Raw genomic sequence first — 18,266 nt, 5'->3', positions numbered from 1 at the left:
TCGACCGGGACCCGCTGTGGAGTCGCACGAACCGGCCGGTGGCGTTTGGGCGGATCGGCTATTACCAGTGTGACCAGATCGGCACGCCGCAGGAGGTGACGGACGAGCAGGGTGAGATTGCGTGGAGCGCGCGTTACCGAGCGTGGGGTGAAGCGAAGGAGGTGATCAGCGAGGCGGCGCGCAAGGCGGGTGTTCGGAACCCGATCCGCTTCCAGGGGCAGTACTTCGATCATGAGACGGGGCTGCATTACAACCGGCACAGGTACTATGATCCGAGTTCAGGGCGGTTCATATCAAAGGATCCGATCGGGCTACAAGGTGGGCTGAATGCGTACCAATATGCACCGAACGGTACCGAATGGGTCGATCCTTTAGGCTTAGCCGGAAATCGTGCGAATCGTCGCGCAGGTAATATTTTGCAGAATATCGACGCAAAGGGCGGAGGGCACGCCTATGCTCGTCATGGAGCAGGGACAACACTTGCTCAGCAGGAGCATCGTGCCGTGACGGGAATTCCGCCCGATTGCCCGTGCCCTAAGCGCCCTCGTCCGACCGACTCGACGCGCTTTATGAGTAATGTTGATCAGTTGGATGCGATTCAGCGCGGTGCGGCGAAGATGAACGCCAACGGGGAAAATTCAGTAACTTTCGAGATGGGCAGAACTGTAGGCGAAGGCTATCGAAAAGGGGGCGGCACAGTATTGAGTGCGTCGGAGGTTACCATTGTTCGCCGGGATGGAAATATCATTACAGCGTTTCCAAAGTTGCCATCACCATGAAAAAAATTATCAATTTCAGCTATATCAGGCCATTATATTATTATCTCGATTCAATGAGAGATGATGAGTTGGATGATTTTTATATTAATAAAAAAAATGATTTGGATCGGTTGTTTGGGGAAATGAAGTCGAGGTTTGATAGATTCGGACCGGTTTCTCAGTCTATGGTTTCAGATGTTTTGGAGTATGTCTTGGCTTCGCATTCGTGTGATGACAATTGGAGGGAATTGCTTCCGCAAGAGATTCCTTTGGATGAAGTGAAAGATAAGGAACAATTTGTGCGCAATCTTTTTGTCGCGTTGTTTGGCAGGGAGCCGAGTTTTGATTTTGATGTTGTGGATATCGAGGTGAGTAATTTTGTTGGGCCGGATGGTATTGATACAAAAAAATAATGTCGGATGGCGATTCACTTTCTTCGTCGTAGCCGCATTGTTAACACAACGCGACTGGCGACCGCGCTCCCCGCAGATCGCAGGCAGGCGAGTAACCTTACGGTTGGAGTTTGTTCAATCGGCTGACAGCGACGAGCGTGGAGGAGGCTGCGCGCAGCAGTGAGTCGCGGTACTACTACGACGCGCCGGACCGACGTATTGCGAAAGAAGTGAACGGCGAGTGCACGCTATATGGCTGGGACGGCGATACGCTGGCGTGGGAGAGCGGCAACGGCGAGCATGGTGGCAATGGCCGCACGACGCACTATGTGTACGAGCCGAACAGCTTCGTGCCGATGGTGCAGGCGACGCATGCGGGATGGATTCCGCTGCACGAACAGCCGGACTATGATGAGCATTACGACATCGACCGGGATCCGTTGTGGAGCCGCACGAACAGGCCAGTGGAGTTCACGAGGATTGGCTATTACCAATGTGACCAGATCGGCACACCGCAGGAGGTGACGGACGCGCAGGGCGAGATTGAATGGAGCGCGCGTTACCGAGCGTGGGGTGAAGCGAAGGAGGTGATCAGCGAGGCGGCTCGCAAGGCGGGTATTCGGAACCCGATCCGCTTCCAGGGGCAGTACTTCGATCATGAGACGGGGCTGCACTATAACCGCAACCGCTACTATGATCCCAATACGGGTAGGTTCATATCGAAGGACCCGATCGGGCTGCAAGGTGGGCTGAATGCGTGGCAGTACGCGCCGAACCCCATCACGTGGATCGATCCGCTGGGACTTTCTGCTGCATCCGATCTGCCTCGGGTGAAAGGACGCAGTGTGTCACGTGTAGGGTCGGTGCTGAATGATGCGGGCTTTGCCAAAACGAAAGACAATGGCGTGAACGAGACTTGGAAGCATGCGGACGGATCGGAGGTCCGGGTTCATAAATACGGAAACAAGTGCCCTTGTCCTTATAGATCGGGAAATAACGCTCACGTCCACAAGGAAGATCCCGCCGGGAATCAACTTAATGATCGTGGACTTGTATCACTGGATCCAAATGAAACGCACATTGGTATCCGTAACCCTGCTGATCTGCCAGCCGTTCGAGGGAGGCCGCACGGATCATGAGCTATGAATATAGATTGGTGTTTGACGACACTGCTTCAGCGCAGCTTGTCATCGATTCACTGAAGTCGAGTGACGCCTGTGTTAAAGCGCAAGCTCAGGAAGTCTGTCTGAAGGATCGGGAACTACAGACGTCGGCTGAATATGATGCTAGGTTGACTCAAGAGGGTGATCGGTCGTTATGGCTGGAAGTTAATTTTAGGTCGCTGAATTTGTACAATTTGGTGCAAGGAGCATTGAGCAGCAGGGGCGTTAGATGCTTCGAAGATGGGGATTGGGACGATGAAGTAACGCTGAAGGAGGCGTTTCGCATCAAGTCCAGCAACTAACAACAAGTGAACCGCCCCGGATTTTGTGGAGGCTCCAACTCTTGAGAGAATGGAGCCATGAACAAGAAGGTAACCAAGTTTTCCCCGGAAGTCCGAGAGCGTGCGGTGCGCCTGGTGCGCGAGCAGCGTAGCGAACATCCGTCGATGTGGGCAGCGATCGAATCGATTGCGCCGATGATCGGCTGCACACCGCAGACACTGCACGAGTGGGTCAAGCGCGACCAGGTCGACCACGGTGAGCGCGATGGCGTGACCACAGACGAGCGCGAGCGCCTCAAGGCCTTGGAGCGCGAAGTCAAGGAGTTGCGCCGTGCCAACGAGATTCTCAAGCTGGCGAGCGCGTTTTTCGCCCAGGCGGAGCTCGACCGCCGTTTCAAGTCCTGAAGGCCTTCATTGATCAGCATCGCGACACCTTCGGGGTCGAGCCGATCTGCAAGGTCTTGCGGATTGCCCCGTCGGGCTACCGACGCCATGCCGCGCAGCTTCGAGATCCGTCCAAACGCTGCGCCCGCGCCAAACGTGATGAGATTCTGCAACCGGAGATCAAGCGTGTCTGGCAGGCCAACATGCAGGTCTATGGCGTACCGAAGGTCTGGAAGCAGATGAACCGGGAAGGCATCGTGGTCGCACGCTGCACGGTCGGGCGGTTGATGAAGCTGCAGGGTTTGCGAGGCGCAGTTCGCGGCAAGCGAGTTCGCACGACTGTTCCTGATGCCATAGCCCCGCGCCCGCTGGACCGAGTCAACCGGCAGTTCAAGGCCGATCGACCGAATCAGCTCTGGGTGTCGGATTTTACGTATGTCTCGACTTGGCAAGGCTGGCTGTACGTGGCATTCGTGATCGACGTATCGTTGGCTGGCGCGTCAGTTCGTCGATGACCACGGACTTCGTTCTGGATGCACTTGAACAGGCGCTGTACGCCAGGCAACCCGGCGAGGACGGGATGACCTGCGGCGGAATTTTGTAGCCAGTCACGCAGTGAGTCTCGCGTCGATATTATCGGAATCCAGCCAGGCTCGACGGACCGTGGCCGGAGGTTGGTAGCGATGAGCGCTGTGGGGCCGGCGCTCGTTATAGAACTGCCGCCAGCGCTCGATGAGCACCTTGGCCTCGGCGCGGCTGCGGAACCATTCGCGGTTTAGCAATTCGTCTCGCAGTTTGCCGTTGAAGCTTTCGACGAATCCGTTTTGCCATGGACTGCCAGGCGCAATGAAGGCCGGGCCGATTGCAGCGTCTCGCAGCCAACGCATGACCTTGGCAGCAGTAAATTCGGCGCCGTTGTCCGACCGAACAAACGCGGGCTTGCCGTACAGCCGCATGAGTCGCGATAGCGTCAAGATCACGTCCTGCGACCGCAGGCTGGCGCCAACCTCGATCGCCAGACACTCGCGGGTATATTCATCGATCACGCATAGCATCTTCAAGGCCCGGCCATCCACCAGTTGATCGTGCACAAAGTCATAGCTCCAAACCGAATTGGGCTGTGTGGCGCCTGGCAGGCGTATGTCGTCGCCGCAACGACGTCGGCGCGGACGTCGGCGCGCAATGTTGAGCTGAAGGGCTCGCCACATTCGCCGCACGCGCGATTCGTTCAACGCCAGCCAGGCCGACATCCGGCGATAGCCGAAGCGCGGCACCTCTTGCGCGGCCGCCATCAGCCTCTCGCCCAAACTCCGATCCTTCTCCGGTTGCTTGAGCGTATAGGTCGCCACTCGGCGGCTCAGTCCCAGGTAGCGACATGCCTTGCGTTGCGAGAGCCCCCGCCGAGTCAGGACTTCCAGCGCTTCGCGCCGGCCCGTCGGGGTGATCATTTTTTTCGGCTGAACTCCTTCAGGCCATCGATTACCAGCATCTGCTCAGCGATCAGGCGCTTAAGCCGATCGTTCTCCGATTCCAGCTCCTTGAGCCGACGAGCGTCAGCCACGTCCATCCCGCCGAACTTGTTGCGCCAACGATAGAACGTCTGTTCCGAAATGTTGTGGCGCTTGCATAGATCCTTCACCGGCTCATCCCGGCTCTCGGCCTCGCGCAAGATGCGGATGATCTGCTCGTCGGTAAATCGCTTCTTCATCGAGTCCTCCTTGTCCCTAGGATAAAAGAGAACTCACTTGCCGGATGGCTACAAGAAACGTCTCAGGTCAGATCATGCCATCAGCCAAAGTGAAGCTGCGCCACAGCGCGACTACGATGCCGATCGCTAGCAGGATGCCGGATCTCAACCAGACGGAGCGCGTTCTTATTGGACAGGCGAAGGAGATCCGCGCGAACCCTCGCGCGCGAGCGCCGAACGTACCACCGCGTCCGCCGATCCATCGGCGGCCTGCAGCATCCGTCAATACCCCGACCCGCTCCCCCCCTGATCCGTCACGATCGCCACCCCCGAGCTCGTGCCGAGCCGCGTCGCGCCGGCCTCGATCATCGCCAGCGCGGCCGCGCGGTCGCGCACGCCGCCGGACGCCTTCACGCCGAGCACGGGGCCGACCGTGCGGCGCATCAGCGCGACATCCGCGAGCGTCGCGCCGCCGTGGCCGAACCCGGTCGACGTCTTCACGAACGCGACGCCGAGATCGCGGCACATCTCGCACACGCGCACCTTCTCGTCGTCGGTCAGCAGCCCCGTTTCGAGGATCACCTTGAGCGGCACCGCGCCGCATGCCTGGTGCACGGCGTCGATATCGGCCTTCACGTCGTCGGCGCGGCCGCTCTTCAGCGCGCCGATGTTGATCACCATGTCGATCTCGCCGGCGCCCGCCGCGATCGCGGCGGTGGCTTCGAATGCCTTGGCGGCCGACAGCCCGGCACCGAGCGGAAAGCCGACCACCGCACAGACGAGCACGCCGGTATCGGCCAGCTCGCGCGCGGCGAGCGGCACGTTCGCCGAATTCACGCAGACCGAGTAAAAGCGATGCTCGGCCGCCTGGCGGCAGAGTTCGCGGATCTGCGCGTCGCTCGCGTCGGGCGCGAGCAGCGTGTGATCGATGGTTTGAGCGAGTTGGGCGTTGGAAAGCGGCATGTTTCAGGACTCCACGGAGCGTGTGCCGGAAGGGCACACGTAAAGTTGATGTTTTCACATCGGTTTGTTACAAATACGACATTCCGGCCGGGCCCACGCGCCCGGCACGACGAGCGACGGATGCAGCGGGCACGCAGGATACTGGCATGGAAACGAAGAAAGGCGAACGGATCAAGACATTGATGAACGTGCTGCAAGGGCAGAACGCGATTCATCTGAAGGAAGTGGCCGAGCTGTTCGGTGTATCCGAGATGACGATCCGCCGCGATCTCGCGGACAACCCGCACGGCTTGAGCCTGATCGGCGGCTACGTGACGCGCCACTTCGCCGCGCAGCGCAGCGACATCGGCGAGTACGTGGTCAGCACCGAGAACGACCGGCAGACCGAGGAGAAGCGCCGCATCGGCAAGCTGGCCGCGCAGTTCGTGACGACCGGCGACACGATCTTCGTCGACTGCGGCTCGACCACGCCGTTCGTCGTCGACTTCATTCCGGACGACCTCGAATTCACCGCCGTCTGCAATTCGCTGAACGTGCTCGCGAAGCTGCAGCAGAAGCCGCATTGCAGCGTGATCCTGTGCGGCGGCGCGTACCACCGCAAGAACATGGTGTTCGAATCGGTGGCCGAGACGGGCATCCTCGACACGGTGCGCGTGTCGAAGGCGTTCATCTCCGCAGCCGGCGTAAGCGACCGCTGCGGCGTGACCTGCTTCAACTTCCACGAAGTCGACGCGAAGAAGAAGGTGATGGCGCATGCGCAGAACCGCTTCCTGCTCGTCGACCACACGAAGTTCGACGAAGTGCGCGCGGCCTACTTCGCCGAGCTGACCGACTTCAACTACGTGATTTCGGACGGGCAACTGAGCCGCCGCTACGAAACGACGATCCGCGAACACGGGATCGCGCTCGTGACCTGACGCCGCGCGGCCGCGCATCGCTTCACGCATCGCGGGCTTCCGCCACGCTCAGGTAGCCGGTGACGACCTCGAAGCGGCGTGTCGCACCCGGCGCGAGCGCCGCCACATGGCCCTTGCGGCGTTCGGCTTCATACCCCTCCGGCTCGCAGGTCGACGGCAGCGCGAATGCGGCGACCTGCTGGTTCGCGTTGTGCAGGATCCAGCGCGTCGCATGCGGGAACTGCTCGGGGCGGTATGCGGTATGGAACGCGCCGCCATCCGGATGTTCGAGCAGGAAATGCGCAAGCCCGTCCGCATCCGTTTCCGCACCGTTCATGAAGAACACGATCTCCGGGTCGTACAGCGCAGGCGCATCGAGCGTGTGAAGCCGCTCCGGTGCGTGCGCGAGCGTGGCCGTGTAGTCGCGCCATGCGGCGGTCGGCTTCACATGCGCGGGCACGCTGTCGCGCAACCGCAGCCCGCCTCGAGACAACGCTTGCACGAAACGACCGCCCGGCACGTACGCATAGTTCAGGTGCGCCATGTACATCAGGTCCATCGACGTGCCGCCGAGATTCGTCACCTCCATCACGATCGTCATCTGCGCGTCGTGCTCGGCGAGCCGTACCGACGGGCGCGCGATGTAGTGGCTGCCGAATCCCTGCACGTATTCGTATTCGCCGGTCACTTCGACGAACGCGCCGCGCGCATCCGCGCCGACGACGACGCTCGCGCGATCCATCGGCGCGCACGGCATCTCGCCGTGCAGCGCATGCGTGTCGTCCGGCCCCGGGCAGCCGTTGCGCAGCAGCCCGCTGTGGAACATGAAGCAGCCGTAGGTATCGATGATCGACGCCGCGCGCTTCGGCTGCCGGAACATGTGCTTCATCGTCAGGTCGCGGCCGTCGAACGCGGCGGCCCAGATCATCTGGCCGAGATACGGCAGCACGACGAGGTGGCCGCGACGGTTCTCGAGCTTCAGCGCCTCGACGCCGGACGGATACGCGCACGCGGTGACGATGAGCCCGTCGGTGCGGTACAGCGTGCGCGGCGTGTCGCGGAAGTCGTCGCGCCGCAGTTCGATTTCGCCTCGCATGCTCAGGCTCCCGACGTGTTGCGCGTGGCGGCGTAGCGTGCAGGGGCCTTGCCGTCGCCGGCTGCGTCGGGCGTCGCGGCGGGCAGGTGACGCAGGCAGTAGAAGCCGTAGTAGACGATCACGACGAAGCACGCGAGCGGCACGATGAACGCGAGCTGCATGTTGCCGCCCGTGTGATCGGAGATCAGCCCCTGGATCAACGGCACGACCGCGCCCCCGACGATGCTCATCACGAGGATCGAGCCGCCGTATTCGGTGTCCTTGCCGAGCCCGTCGATCGTGAGGCCGTAGATCGTCGGCCAGCACGGGCCGAGGAACACGCTCACGCCCACGGCCGCATAGACGGCCGTGATGTCGTGCACGCTGATCGTGTATGCGAGCAGCGCGATGCACAGGATGCCGTAGACGATCAGGACCTTGGCTGGCCCGACGCGCTTCATCACGAGCGTGGCGACCAGCTTGCCGACGAAGAACGCGAAGAACGTCGCGAGCAGGTAGCGGGACGCGCCGCGCTCGGTCAGGCCGCCGATCTGCATCGCGAGCCGGATCGTGAAGCTCCACACGCCGACCTGCGCGCCGACATACAGGAACTGCGCGACGACGCCCGCGACGAAGCGCCGGTTGCCGAACAGGCGCGCGAGCGTGCCGCGCGCGTCGATCCGGTGCGTGGCCACGCTCGGGCCGTTGCCCTTGCAGGCCGGGTAGGGCGTGAGCGCGAACACGATGAACACGGCCACGAGCACGACGATCAGCCACTTGTACGGCTCGAGCGTGGCCTGGATCATCGCGAGCTGGTGCACGTGCGCGTCGGCGGCCGACATCGCGGCGAGCTGCGCATGCGACGCATCGCCTTCCTTGAAGATCAGGAAGCTGCCCATGTACACGCCGGCCATCGCGCCGAATGGATAGAACGTCTGCGAGATGTTCAGCCGCCGCGTGCTGGTTGCGCGCGGGCCCATCAGCGTCGAATACGAATTCGATGCGGTTTCGAGAAACGACAGGCCGGCCGCGATCACGAACAGCGCGACGAGGAACATCCCGTACTTCGCCATCGATGCGGCCGGGAAGAACAGCAGGCAGCCGGTCGTGTAGAGCAGCAGGCCGACGAGGATCGTCGTCTTGTAGCTGAACTTCTTCACGACGGTCGCGGCCGGAATCGCGAGGAAGAAGTAGCCGAGATAGAACGCGGACTGCACGAATGCCGATTCGAAATCGGACAGGAAGAACGACTTCTTGAATTGTGCGATCAGTACGTCGTTCAGGTTCGCGGCGGTGCCCCACAGCGCGAACAGGCAGCACAGCAGCGTGAACGCGAAGAGTGGGGTGCGATTCAGGTAATAGCCGTCGGGGGTATGTTCGATTCTGGCTCGGCCCATGGGTGTCTCCTTCCCAATTGTCTCGTCGATGAAGGCGCCGCTTACATGCCGGCGTCGCGGAGGAAGCGTTCGAACGTCGCGGTGTCGGCGTACGACTTCTGCGTGCCGAGGCCCGTGACCGAATGTGCGGCATACGCGGACGCGTATCGCATCGCGTCGAGTGCGTCGCGGGACGCGGCATAACAGCGCGCGAAGCAGCCGATGTACGCATCGCCGGCGCCCGTCGTGTCGCGCGCGTCGACCGGTACGCCCGGCACGTGCTGCACGCCGTCGCGCGATACCAGCAGCGAACCGTTGCTGCCGAGCGTGACGAGCACGTGCTTGAGCCCGCGCGCGACCAGCGCTTCGGCGGCGCGCGCCGCGGTGTCGCGCGAATCGACCGGCATGCCCGACACGATCGCGAGCTCGGTTTCGTTCGGCACGAAGAATTCGACGGTGCGGATCCGCTCGAAATCGAGATCGGCCACCGCGGGCGCGGGATTCAGCAGCACCGGAATGCCGTGGCGCGCGCCGAATTCGATCGCGTGATAGACGGTGTCGAGCTCGATCTCGAGCTGCAGCACGATCAGCGCGCATTCGGCGAGCTGCGGCGCGGCCGCGTCGATGTCGGCCGGCGTCAGGTGGCGGTTCGCGCCCTTGACGATCAGGATGCTATTGCTCGAATCGGGTTCGACGAAGATCGGCGCGACGCCGCTCGGCACGCCGGCGACCTTGCGCACGTGGGTGGTGTCGATGCCTTCGCGCGCGAAGTTGCGGATCGTGTTGTCGGCGAAGACGTCGTCGCCGACCTTCGTGACCATCACGACGCGCGCGCCGAGGCGCGCGGCCGCGACGGCCTGGTTTGCCCCCTTGCCGCCGCAGCCGAGCTCGAAGTTCGGTGCTTCGAGCGTTTCGCCCCGGGCGGGCATGCGTGCGACATAGGTCACGAGGTCGACCATGTTGCTGCCGATGACGGCGATTGTCTCCATCTGCGTCTCTTCCTTGGTATGGGGTGCGCCGCTCGGGTGGACGGCGGCGGCGTGCGAATGGTGGAAATAAAATCACATAAAATGTGAAAATGCAATCTTGTGATGTTAATGGGGTCACTTTCGGTCGGGGGCGCGGCCGCGTCGGCATGTGGTTTGGTGCGACCGGATGCCACTCGAGTCCGGCCTGTCCTCGCGTTCGGCGCAGTTGCAATGCGCTCGTCCGGGGCCGTGATGGAACCGCTTGACGACGCGTCGACATTGCTCGATCGGCGCAGCGTGCGGCGCCAAGCTGCCGAGTCCATCGAACGTCGCGTTCGATCAAGTCGATGGAAGTGGAAATGGCGCTGATCGCTCAGCATTTGCGGGCCCGTCGGTTTTTCCATCGGACCGTATTCGGCGATGCGGCGACATCGGCTTTCTTCGATGACCTCGTGACGTTCTTCGCGGACAGGATTCTCATGGAATACGAAGGAATCCAAACGGAATTGGAGGGGGATCTCTGACGCGCGGGTTCGTGCAGGCCGGTTCCAAACAATGGCAGCAGCGGCTCGGGAAGACGCCTTCGATTTCGGTTGCATACGCGTTCACGACACGTGCGATGTGCGGACATCGTCGTCCGGGTCGTCCTCCGTTCCCGGCCTCCGCACCGCACCCGCATCCGCCGGGCTGCCCCCCTCGGGAATACCGATCGGTGCCACCAAGGCGGTTCAGGGGAGGCGCCACCGCACGCCACGCTGACGGCCCGATTACCGTTTTGTAATCAACCCCGTTCCCGCTTGCGCCGTACAGTGCGCCGTCGCCGTTTCCCGGTAACATCGCCGTATGTCACCACGACCGCGACGGAACCGCCATGCGTATCCTGATAGTTGAAGACGAGCCGAAGACGGGCGCGTACCTGAAGAAAGGCCTCGAAGAATCGGGGTTCAGCGTCGATCTCGCGAAGGACGGCGGCGAAGGGCTGACGCTCGCGCAGGAAGAGCGCTACGACGTGATCGTGCTCGACGTGATGCTGCCGGTGCTCGACGGCTGGGGCGTGCTGAAGCGGCTGCGCGACACGCATACGACGCCGGTGCTGTTCCTGACCGCACGCGACGACGTGCAGGACCGCGTGCACGGCCTCGAGCTCGGCGCCGACGATTACCTGGTGAAGCCGTTCGCGTTCGTCGAGCTGCTCGCCCGCATCCGCACGCTCGCGCGGCGCGGGCCGCCACGCGAAACCGAGCATCTTGCGGTGGGCGACCTCGAAATCGACGTCGTGCGCCGCCGCGTGAAGCGCGGCGCCACGCGGATCGACCTGACACCGCGCGAATTCTCGCTGCTGCAACTGCTCGCACGCCGGCAGGGCGAGGTACTGAGCCGCACGCAGATCGCGTCCTACGTGTGGGACATGAATTTCGACAGCGATACCAACGTCGTCGAAGTCGCGATCCGGCGCCTGCGCGCGAAGATCGACGACGCGTTCCCGGTGAAGCTGATCCACACGGTGCGCGGCGTCGGCTACGTGCTCGAACCGAAGGACGACGCATGACGCGCCCGCGCTCGCTGGCCGCGACGCTCGCCCTCGCCATCGCCGGGACCACGCTGGCCGTGTTCGCGCTCGTCGGCGTGTACGTGTACGCAAGCCTCGAGCGACAGGTCAATACGCAGGACGACCTCGACATCGTGCTCGCCGCGCGCCATACGCGCCGGCTCGCGGGCGAGCTCGAATCACTCGACGCGGTGCGCGCGCATACGGAGCGGCTCACGAGCCAGGTGCTCGGCAACGAGGCGCTGTCGATGGGCGTCACCGACGGGCAGGGCGACATGCTGGTGCGCCACAACGTCACGCTCGCCGCGCTCGACGACGCGCGGCCGGCCGCGTCGGTGCCGCTGGCCGACGCGCAGCTGTTTGCGCCGAATGCGGCGCCGATACCCGCGAACGACCGGATCACGGCCGATCAACTCGTCACATGGACCGCGGCGGGCGGCACGCCGATGCGCGGCGTCGTGATCGAGGCCTTGCTCGGCGACCGCACGCCGATTCACATCGCGATCGCACGCAACATGCGCGACCGGGCCGCGCTGCTCGACAGTTATCGCGACCGGCTGAAGCTGGCCGGCGGCCTCGGCGCGTTGTTCGCGCTGCTGCTCGGCTATGGGCTGATCCGAACGGCACTCGAGCCGCTGCGCGAGATCGTCGACAACACCGGCCGGATCACCGTGGATAAGCTCGACACGCGCCTCGACGCGTCGCGCGCGCCGCGCGAGCTGCGGGCGCTCGTCGACGCGCAGAATGCGATGCTCGGCCGCCTGCAGCAGGCGTTCTCTCATCTGTCGCAGTTCAGCGCCGATCTCGCGCACGACCTGCGAACGCCGCTGAACAATATGCGCGGCGCCACCGAAGTCGCGCTCGCCCGGCCGCGGCCGGCCGACGAATACCAGGCGCTGCTCGAATCGAATCTCGAGGAATACGACCGGCTCGCGCGGATGATCGACAACGTGCTGTTCCTCGCGCGCGCCGAGCATCCGAGCTTCGTCACGCGGCAGCGCGCGTTCGACGTGCGCGACGAACTCGAGCGCATCGCCGAGTATTTCGAGGGGCTCGCCGAAGAAGCGGGCTCGACGCTGCGCGTCGACGGGCAAGGGCGGCTGACCGCCGACGTCGAGCTGTTTCGCCGCGCGATCGGCAACCTGCTCGCGAACGCGCTGCGATATACGCCGGCGGGCGGGGTCATCACGCTCGCCGTCGACGAAACGCCGGATGCGGTGCGCGTCGTCGTCGCGAATCCCGGCGAACCGATCGATCCCGCGCTGCTGCCGCGGATCTTCGACCGGTTCGTGCGCGGCGACCCGGCGCGCAGCGGCGGTGCGCCGGGCGGCACGGCCGGGCTCGGCCTCGCGATCGTGCGGTCGGTGATGGAGTTGCACGGCGGGTCCGCCCGCGTCGAAAGCGATGCGGCCGGCACGCGTTTCACGCTCACGTTCAGCCGGCCGTCGGCAGCGTGACGGCGAGTTCGGGCCGCGCGGCCACCGCGTGTGCCTGCGTGCCGGTGTTCATTTCCGCGTTTGCGCTCGCCTGTCATCCGCCAGCAACCCGGCCAGGCTGGGATGGCGGGCGCGTAGAACGCCACTTCGAAGCCTACCGGTTCGCAAGCGCTGGTCAGGTTCGATACAAAGATCGAGAGGCTCCTTCTCGGGTACCACGCAAACCAAGGCTCGCCTCATGGCATGCTCACGCCGTGAACCCGCGACCAGTGCGCCAACGAGCAGGCCCGAAACATGACGGCGCGCTCTTGCTCATTCAGCGGGGATGGATCGGCGCAGCGGCGCTGCAGCCGGGGTACGTCGAGCAAGCCGGCGATGCGGTCGGCGTCCGTGGACAGTATTTCGCGGGTGTGCTGGCGCAATGCCTTGCCGTTGCCTTGATCCTTGGGTAAGGCCGACTTCCTGCGCAGGCGCACGGCTTCCGGCAATGCACCGCGCGACGCTTCACGCAGCATGGCTTTCTCCACGCCATCACGTAGCGCCAGTTCGGCCGGAATGGTGGCAGCCAGGTCCAGAACTTCGGTATCGCTGAAGGGGACGCGCGCTTCCAGTCCATGTGCCATGCCATGGATATCGCCGTTATGCAACAGCCGCTGCAACCAACGATGGCGCACCAGCCATTGCGTGGCGCGTAAACGTGAGGTGGGCGTATGCCAATCGTGTCCGGCTGCGATCGCGAGTTGGCGATAGACCTCGCCGTAGTGTTGCAACGGTTGCTCCAGCAAGCCGGGCCGTAGGTAGGGATCGGCGGTCAAGCGTTGCAGGATATGGGTCGGATCGCGGGTGGCGTGCGGGTCGAGCAGAAAGTGATAACCGTAGTGCGTTTCATCGGCGGCATCGCCCACCAATACCGCCTTGAGGCGCGTGCTGGCGGCTCGCGCCAGGTAATGTTGCGCCAGCTCCTGTTCCCACGCAGGCAGTGCGTCGTTTTGCGTGGCCAATTGCAGCAGATCCTGGGCGAGTGCGGAGCGCGTGGGTACGACGTCTTCGCGTGGCAGGCCCAATTCATTTGCGGCCTGTTCGGCGAAAGGTTGATCATCGGAAGCCACGATCAGTGAACGCGTGTAGTCGTAGCGATGGTGATCTTCAAAGCGAATGGTGAGGCAGGGCGGTGTCGCACCTGCCGCTCGCGCCAGGCTGCCTATCAGCGTGGAGTCGAGGCCACCGCTGAAAAACAGGCCGACCGGTGTATCGGCGATCAAGCTACGCTGGACAGCTGCGGACAGCCGCTCGCGCAGCGCGTGGGCGATATCGTCCGCCCTGGCAGCGGGGTTTTCGGCAATCTCCGGCGCCCAGCGCGATAGCTGCAAGCCATCGCGATCCAGGCGCAGCAGATGCCCGGGCGGCAGGTAGGCCATGCCGTCGAACATCGGTTGCGCCACGCCGCTGAAGAACGGCGCCACCAGGTATTCCAGCACGGCGTCGATATTCGCACGCGGCGCCTGCATCGCAGGCAGCAGTCCTTTGGCCTCCGAGGCAAACAGGAATTCCGCCCCCTGTTGCAGGTAAACGAACGGCTTGACGCCCAGCCGGTCGCGCGCGGCAAAGGCTCGTTGACGATGGGTGTCCCACACCAGGAACGCGAACATGCCGTTGAAGCGCCGAAGACACGCTTCGCCCCATGCTGCATACGCGGCGAGCACCACCTCGGTATCGGTGTTCGTGCGGAACGACCAGCGCGCGCTCAGTTCGTGGCGAAGCTCAGCGTAGTTGTAGATCTCGCCGTTGTAGACCAGCACGTAACGATGGTCGGCACTGCACATCGGCTGCGTGCCATGCTCGGCGTCGAGTAAAGCCAAACGGTCGTGAGCAAGCACGGCGTGTTGGTCATGCCACAAGCCGCGGCCATCTGGCCCACGATGCCGTTGTCGCTCGCGCATGGCGAGCACCCGCTCGACCTGCGTCGGCGCTTGGCCGTCATGGCGAATCAGCCCAGCCAAGCCGCACATCAGACGGTCACGCCCAGTTGAACGGGAGCGAGCAACAGCGTGGTCCCTCGCTGTTGCCGTTCGACGTTTTTGCTAGCAGTCACCACAGATACTGCCAATGGGAAAACTCGTGGTAATGCCGTCAGCAAAGGCTGGGAGCGACGTTCTTTTTGTGTCTGCACGCGTTGCGCTCATGAAAAAATGGGGGATGCATGCGCGAAGATTTTGCTGATGCGCGTTCAAGCGCGCCATCTGCGAAGACCTCGCCCTCCCACATCTGGATTTTTTCCCGACTGCCAGAAGCGGGGCAACCAGGGCGAAGGACAGAAACGTTACGGGTACATCATGTTTCACGAGGCTTTCAACCATACCGTTACTTTGCGGGCTGCACACGGGCGTGGTCAATGGCTTCAGACCGATATCCACCGCAAACCTGCGCGTTTCGTCTGCCGTGTAGCCGGAACCGTTGTCGCTCAACCACTCGATTTCAGCTGGCAACGACAGAGATGGCCGACGTCGAGGCAGAGAGGCAGCATCGTAAGCGCAGCGCGAAAAGATTTTCGCGGGCGTAGCGCGCGCACGCGTTCCTCGCAGGTTCAACCGGCCGCCGGCTGAGTGACGCCGGGTTCAGGCCGGACGGCCACCGCGTGTTGTTTCGCGCCGGTGTCTGAATCCGCGTCCGTGCCTGCACTCGCCTGCCAGCCGCCGCCCAACGCCTTCAACAACCCGACCTCGGCCTCCATTCGCCGCGCGTCGATCTGGTCGGCCGTGCGCCGGTTCGTCAGCGCGATCGTCTGCGCGGTGACGACATCCAGGTAGCTGACGGCGCCTGCGTTGTACCGGTTCGTCGTCAGCCGCAGCGACAGGTCGGCCGCGTCGGTCGCGCGCCGCTGGCTGCGCGCCTCCGACGCGAGCGCATCGAGCGACGACAACTGATCCTCGACCTGCTGGAACGCCACCAGCACGGTTTGCCGGTAATCGGCGACCGCGCCGTCGTATTGCGCATGCGCGCCGCGCAGCGACGCGCTGCGGCGCCCGCCGTCGAACAGCGTGCCGGCGAGTTGCGGGCCGAGCGACCAGAACAGGCTCGGCGCGGCGAGCCAGGGCGTAAAGAACGAACTTTCGAGCCCGGCGCTCGCCGACAGCACGAGGTCCGGAAAGAACGCCGCGCGCGCCTCGCCGATCTGCGCATTCGCGGCCGCGACGCGCCGCTCGGCCGCCGCGATGTCGGGCCGACGCTCGAGCAGTTGCGACGGCACGCCCGGCGGGATGGCCGGCACGTCGTACGACTGCACACGCGGCGGCAGCGCGAACGTCGACGCGCTTTCGCCGACCAGCGTCGCGATGGCATGCTGGCGCTGCGCGCGCGACGCGTCGATGTCGGTGTCCTGCGTGCGCGTCGCTTCGAGCTGCGTGTCGGCCTGCGCGACCGCCGACGCGTCGATCGCACCGGCCGCGAGCTGCTGCTTCAGCAGCGTCAGTGCGTCCGCGTACGCGTGCACCGTGTCGTCGAGCAGCTGCTTCTGCGTGTCGAGCGAGCGCAGCGCGAAATAGTCGGTCGCGAGCTCGGCCGTCACCGACAGCTTCACGGCCTGCAGGTCCGCCGCGCTCGCGGCGGCGTTCGCCTGCGCACCCGCCACCGCATCGCGCACGCGGCCGAATACGTCGGGCTCCCAGCTCGCGGCCACGCCGGCCTGATAGTCGGGGGTGGTCTTGCCGGCCAGCGACGAGCCGAGCCGGTTCTGCGACACGCGTGCGCGGCTTTGCGCGGCGCCCGCGGTGATCGTCGGCAGGAACCCCGCATGCTGGTAGTCGACCATCGCGCGGGCCTGCTGCAAATCGGTGAGCGCTTTCTTCACCGTCTGGTTCGATACGTCGACGCGCGCTTCGAGTGCGTTCAGCTCGGCGTCGCCGAACACGGTCCACCATGCGCCGCGCGCGGCGGCGTCGGCCGGCATCGCGACGTGCCAGCCGGCTTGCGTGGCCGGCGCAGCCGGTGCGGCCGGTGCGCCCGCGTAGTGCGCCGGTACGGCGACCGCAGGCGGTGAATACGGCGGCAGCGTCGTGCAGGCGGTCAACGCGGCCAATGCCGCGGCGGCGCCGAGCGCGACGGCGCGGCGGGCGAACGGGAGCGGATGAGCGAGGCGCATGGCGGATATCTCGTCAGGGGTCTTCGATGGGTCAGCCGCGTGCGGGCGTCGCGGCGGGTGTCGGTACGGCCGGCTCGGCCGGTGCTGCGCGGCTCGCGCGAATCGGCGGCACGCCGCCCGCACCGCTCGCGGGCGCGGGTTGCGCGCTTTGCACGGACGAATCGGCAACCGGTGCCGCCGCGTGCGCGATCGACACGATCTTCACGACTTCGCCGGCGGTGATCGCATCGCCCGGGTTGTCGATCACGCGATCGCCTGCCGCGAGCCCCGAGACGATCTCGACGCGTGTGCCGAAATCGCGCCCGATCTGCACGCGCGTGAGCGCGGTGCGTCCGTTCGCGGCGACGGTCGCCACCGTCACGCCGTCCGGCCGGAACAGCAGCGCGCTGACGGGCAGCTCGAACGCGGGCGCCGCGCTCGCGACGACGAGGTGCGCCTGCGCATACGCACCGGGCAGCAGCGCGCCGTCGGCGTTGTCGACGTCGATTTCGACGCGCAGCGTGCGCGTGACCGGATCGATCGCGCCGGCCGTGCGCGCGACGCGCGCGGCAAAGTGCCGCCCCGGATACTGCTGCGTGGTCAGGTAGACCGACGTGCCGGTGGATACGTCGGCCGCGCTGTCCTGCGGCACGTCGACGAACACGCGCAGCGTGCCCGTCTGCTCCAGATGGAACAGCTCGCCGGACAAGCCCGGGCTGCCCGGCGTGCCGCCCGCGGTGACGAGCGTGCCGACATCGACGTTGCGGGCGGTGATCACGCCGTCGAACGGCGCGCTGACCGCTTCGTACGACACCAGCTCGTTCAGGTGCGCGACGTTCGCCTGCGCGGACGCGAGCATCGCACGCTTCGCGTTCATGTCGGCCACCTTCGTGTCGGTGTCCTGCTGCGACACCGATTGCGACTTCAGCATGTCCTGCCAGCGCTGCGCGGTCGATTTCGCATAGTCGTAGTTCGCCTGCGCGGTGGCCGCGTCGGCGCGCGCCTGGCGTAACTGCGCATCGAGATCGGGCGCGGCGATCCGCGCGAGCGGCTGGCCGGCCTTCACGTGCATGCCGAGATCCGCGCTCCAGTGCGCGATATAGCCGCTGGTGCGCGCATAGATCGACGCTTCCGCGAACGGCATCACCGAGCCGGGCAGCGTCAGCGTCTGGTCGGCGGGCGCCGTGCCGGGCGCGATCACCGACACCGGCAGCGCTTGCG

Annotated in this window: 15 protein-coding genes, 2 pseudogenes and 1 other annotated feature; of the genes and pseudogenes, 8 read left to right on the top strand and 9 right to left on the bottom strand. The window is 64.5% G+C overall.

The features are described from left to right. The 4 genes and pseudogenes from G3N96_RS39420 to G3N96_RS32065 form a co-directional block, all read left to right on the top strand. Positions 1–779 (top strand): RHS repeat-associated core domain-containing protein (locus G3N96_RS39420; RefSeq protein WP_241022922.1); only part of this gene is annotated, 779 nt, incomplete at its 5' end. Further along, entirely contained in the window at positions 776–1,171 is a 396-nt protein-coding gene (locus G3N96_RS32075; protein ID WP_206139685.1) for a hypothetical protein, read from the top strand. The genes G3N96_RS39420 and G3N96_RS32075, both read left to right, overlap by 4 nt. Before the next feature lie 110 nt (positions 1,172–1,281). Beyond that, the gene (locus G3N96_RS39780) at positions 1,282–2,289 is read left to right on the top strand and encodes an RHS repeat-associated core domain-containing protein (RefSeq protein WP_346778921.1); all 1,008 of its coding nucleotides are present in this window, start codon (positions 1,282–1,284) and stop codon (positions 2,287–2,289) included. A 383-nt stretch (positions 2,290–2,672) separates the two neighbouring features. After that, a pseudogene (locus tag G3N96_RS32065) lies at positions 2,673–3,558 on the top strand (IS3 family transposase); the annotation flags it as partial. After that, positions 2,954–3,070, top strand: a sequence feature (AL1L pseudoknot). It overlaps the preceding pseudogene by 117 nt. 28 nt (positions 3,559–3,586) lie before the next feature. Here G3N96_RS32065 and G3N96_RS32060 read toward each other — a convergent pair. Both G3N96_RS32060 and deoC read right to left on the bottom strand, forming a co-directional pair. Beyond that, positions 3,587–4,686, bottom strand: a protein-coding gene (locus G3N96_RS32060; protein ID WP_206139684.1) for an IS3 family transposase whose coding sequence is annotated in 2 segments (ribosomal slippage) — positions 3,587–4,434 and positions 4,434–4,686 — 1,101 coding nt in all. Because the reading frame shifts where the segments join, the coding sequence is not laid out codon by codon here. Between the two features lie 261 nt (positions 4,687–4,947). Beyond that, positions 4,948–5,628, bottom strand: a complete 681-nt coding sequence (gene deoC, locus G3N96_RS32055) for a deoxyribose-phosphate aldolase (RefSeq protein WP_089475975.1) — start codon at positions 5,626–5,628, stop codon at positions 4,948–4,950. Between the two features lie 146 nt (positions 5,629–5,774). On the opposite strand from deoC, the gene deoR reads away from it, so the two are divergent. Next, the gene (gene deoR / locus G3N96_RS32050; protein WP_206139683.1) at positions 5,775–6,545 is read left to right on the top strand and encodes a DNA-binding transcriptional repressor DeoR; all 771 of its coding nucleotides are present in this window, start codon (positions 5,775–5,777) and stop codon (positions 6,543–6,545) included. A gap of 22 nt (positions 6,546–6,567) precedes the next feature. Here the strand turns inward: deoR and G3N96_RS32045 are convergent, their stop codons facing one another. From G3N96_RS32045 to rbsK, 3 genes are read right to left on the bottom strand one after another with little or no spacing between them, the layout of a single operon-like run. After that, positions 6,568–7,620 (bottom strand): aldose 1-epimerase family protein, encoded by a 1,053-nt coding sequence (locus tag G3N96_RS32045; RefSeq protein ID WP_206139682.1) that lies wholly within the window; start codon positions 7,618–7,620, stop codon positions 6,568–6,570. Between the two features lie 2 nt (positions 7,621–7,622). Next, complete coding sequence (fucP, locus tag G3N96_RS32040) at positions 7,623–8,996, bottom strand: L-fucose:H+ symporter permease (protein WP_206139681.1); 1,374 nt, start codon at positions 8,994–8,996, stop codon at positions 7,623–7,625. Positions 8,997–9,037: 41 nt separating this feature from the next. Then, the gene (gene rbsK, locus G3N96_RS32035) at positions 9,038–9,964 is read right to left on the bottom strand and encodes a ribokinase (protein WP_206139680.1); all 927 of its coding nucleotides are present in this window, start codon (positions 9,962–9,964) and stop codon (positions 9,038–9,040) included. Positions 9,965–10,290: 326 nt separating this feature from the next. Between rbsK and G3N96_RS32030 the strand changes: the two genes are divergently transcribed. From G3N96_RS32030 to G3N96_RS32020, 3 genes are all read left to right on the top strand, one after another. Beyond that, entirely contained in the window at positions 10,291–10,467 is a 177-nt protein-coding gene (locus G3N96_RS32030; protein ID WP_206139679.1) for a hypothetical protein, read from the top strand. A gap of 347 nt (positions 10,468–10,814) precedes the next feature. Then, a complete protein-coding gene (locus G3N96_RS32025) occupies positions 10,815–11,492 on the top strand; it encodes a heavy metal response regulator transcription factor (protein ID WP_027786146.1) in 678 nt (225 codons plus the stop codon). Beyond that, positions 11,489–12,949, top strand: a complete 1,461-nt coding sequence (locus tag G3N96_RS32020; RefSeq protein ID WP_206139678.1) for a heavy metal sensor histidine kinase — start codon at positions 11,489–11,491, stop codon at positions 12,947–12,949. Before G3N96_RS32025 ends, G3N96_RS32020 begins: the two co-directional genes overlap by 4 nt. 215 nt (positions 12,950–13,164) lie before the next feature. Here the strand turns inward: G3N96_RS32020 and asnB are convergent, their stop codons facing one another. The 4 genes and pseudogenes from asnB to G3N96_RS32000 form a co-directional block, all read right to left on the bottom strand. After that, the gene (gene asnB / locus G3N96_RS32015) at positions 13,165–14,937 is read right to left on the bottom strand and encodes an asparagine synthase (glutamine-hydrolyzing) (RefSeq protein WP_206139677.1); all 1,773 of its coding nucleotides are present in this window, start codon (positions 14,935–14,937) and stop codon (positions 13,165–13,167) included. A 327-nt stretch (positions 14,938–15,264) separates the two neighbouring features. Continuing rightward, positions 15,265–15,411 (bottom strand): annotated as a pseudogene (locus G3N96_RS32010) (IS3 family transposase); the annotation flags it as partial. Between the two features lie 101 nt (positions 15,412–15,512). Further along, positions 15,513–17,066, bottom strand: coding sequence for an efflux transporter outer membrane subunit (locus tag G3N96_RS32005; protein WP_206139676.1), 1,554 nt, complete (start codon positions 17,064–17,066; stop codon positions 15,513–15,515). A gap of 31 nt (positions 17,067–17,097) precedes the next feature. Further along, positions 17,098–18,266, bottom strand: a 1,169-nt coding sequence (locus tag G3N96_RS32000; RefSeq protein ID WP_206139675.1) for an efflux RND transporter periplasmic adaptor subunit, incomplete at its 5' end; no start/stop codon positions are given.

Origin of the sequence: Burkholderia sp. Se-20373 (assembly GCF_017104705.1) — a bacterium.
GTDB lineage: Bacteria > Pseudomonadota > Gammaproteobacteria > Burkholderiales > Burkholderiaceae > Burkholderia.
Note: the sequence above shows the minus strand (reverse complement) of the source record. Positions and strands in the feature narration are given on the sequence as shown.

Excerpts from the sequence above, each read along its gene's own strand:
- G3N96_RS32075 (WP_206139685.1), top strand. The coding sequence starts at position 776 with ATGAAAAAAATTATCAATTTCAGCTATATCAGGCCATTATATTATTAT.
- deoC (WP_089475975.1), bottom strand. The coding sequence starts at position 5,628 with ATGCCGCTTTCCAACGCCCAACTCGCTCAAACCATCGATCACACGCTG.
- deoR (WP_206139683.1), top strand. The coding sequence starts at position 5,775 with ATGGAAACGAAGAAAGGCGAACGGATCAAGACATTGATGAACGTGCTG.
- G3N96_RS32045 (WP_206139682.1), bottom strand. The coding sequence starts at position 7,620 with ATGCGAGGCGAAATCGAACTGCGGCGCGACGACTTCCGCGACACGCCG.
- fucP (WP_206139681.1), bottom strand. The coding sequence starts at position 8,996 with ATGGGCCGAGCCAGAATCGAACATACCCCCGACGGCTATTACCTGAAT.
- rbsK (WP_206139680.1), bottom strand. The coding sequence starts at position 9,964 with ATGGAGACAATCGCCGTCATCGGCAGCAACATGGTCGACCTCGTGACC.
- G3N96_RS32030 (WP_206139679.1), top strand. The coding sequence starts at position 10,291 with ATGGAAGTGGAAATGGCGCTGATCGCTCAGCATTTGCGGGCCCGTCGG.
- G3N96_RS32025 (WP_027786146.1), top strand. The coding sequence starts at position 10,815 with ATGCGTATCCTGATAGTTGAAGACGAGCCGAAGACGGGCGCGTACCTG.
- G3N96_RS32020 (WP_206139678.1), top strand. The coding sequence starts at position 11,489 with ATGACGCGCCCGCGCTCGCTGGCCGCGACGCTCGCCCTCGCCATCGCC.
- asnB (WP_206139677.1), bottom strand. The coding sequence starts at position 14,937 with ATGTGCGGCTTGGCTGGGCTGATTCGCCATGACGGCCAAGCGCCGACG.
- G3N96_RS32005 (WP_206139676.1), bottom strand. The coding sequence starts at position 17,066 with ATGCGCCTCGCTCATCCGCTCCCGTTCGCCCGCCGCGCCGTCGCGCTC.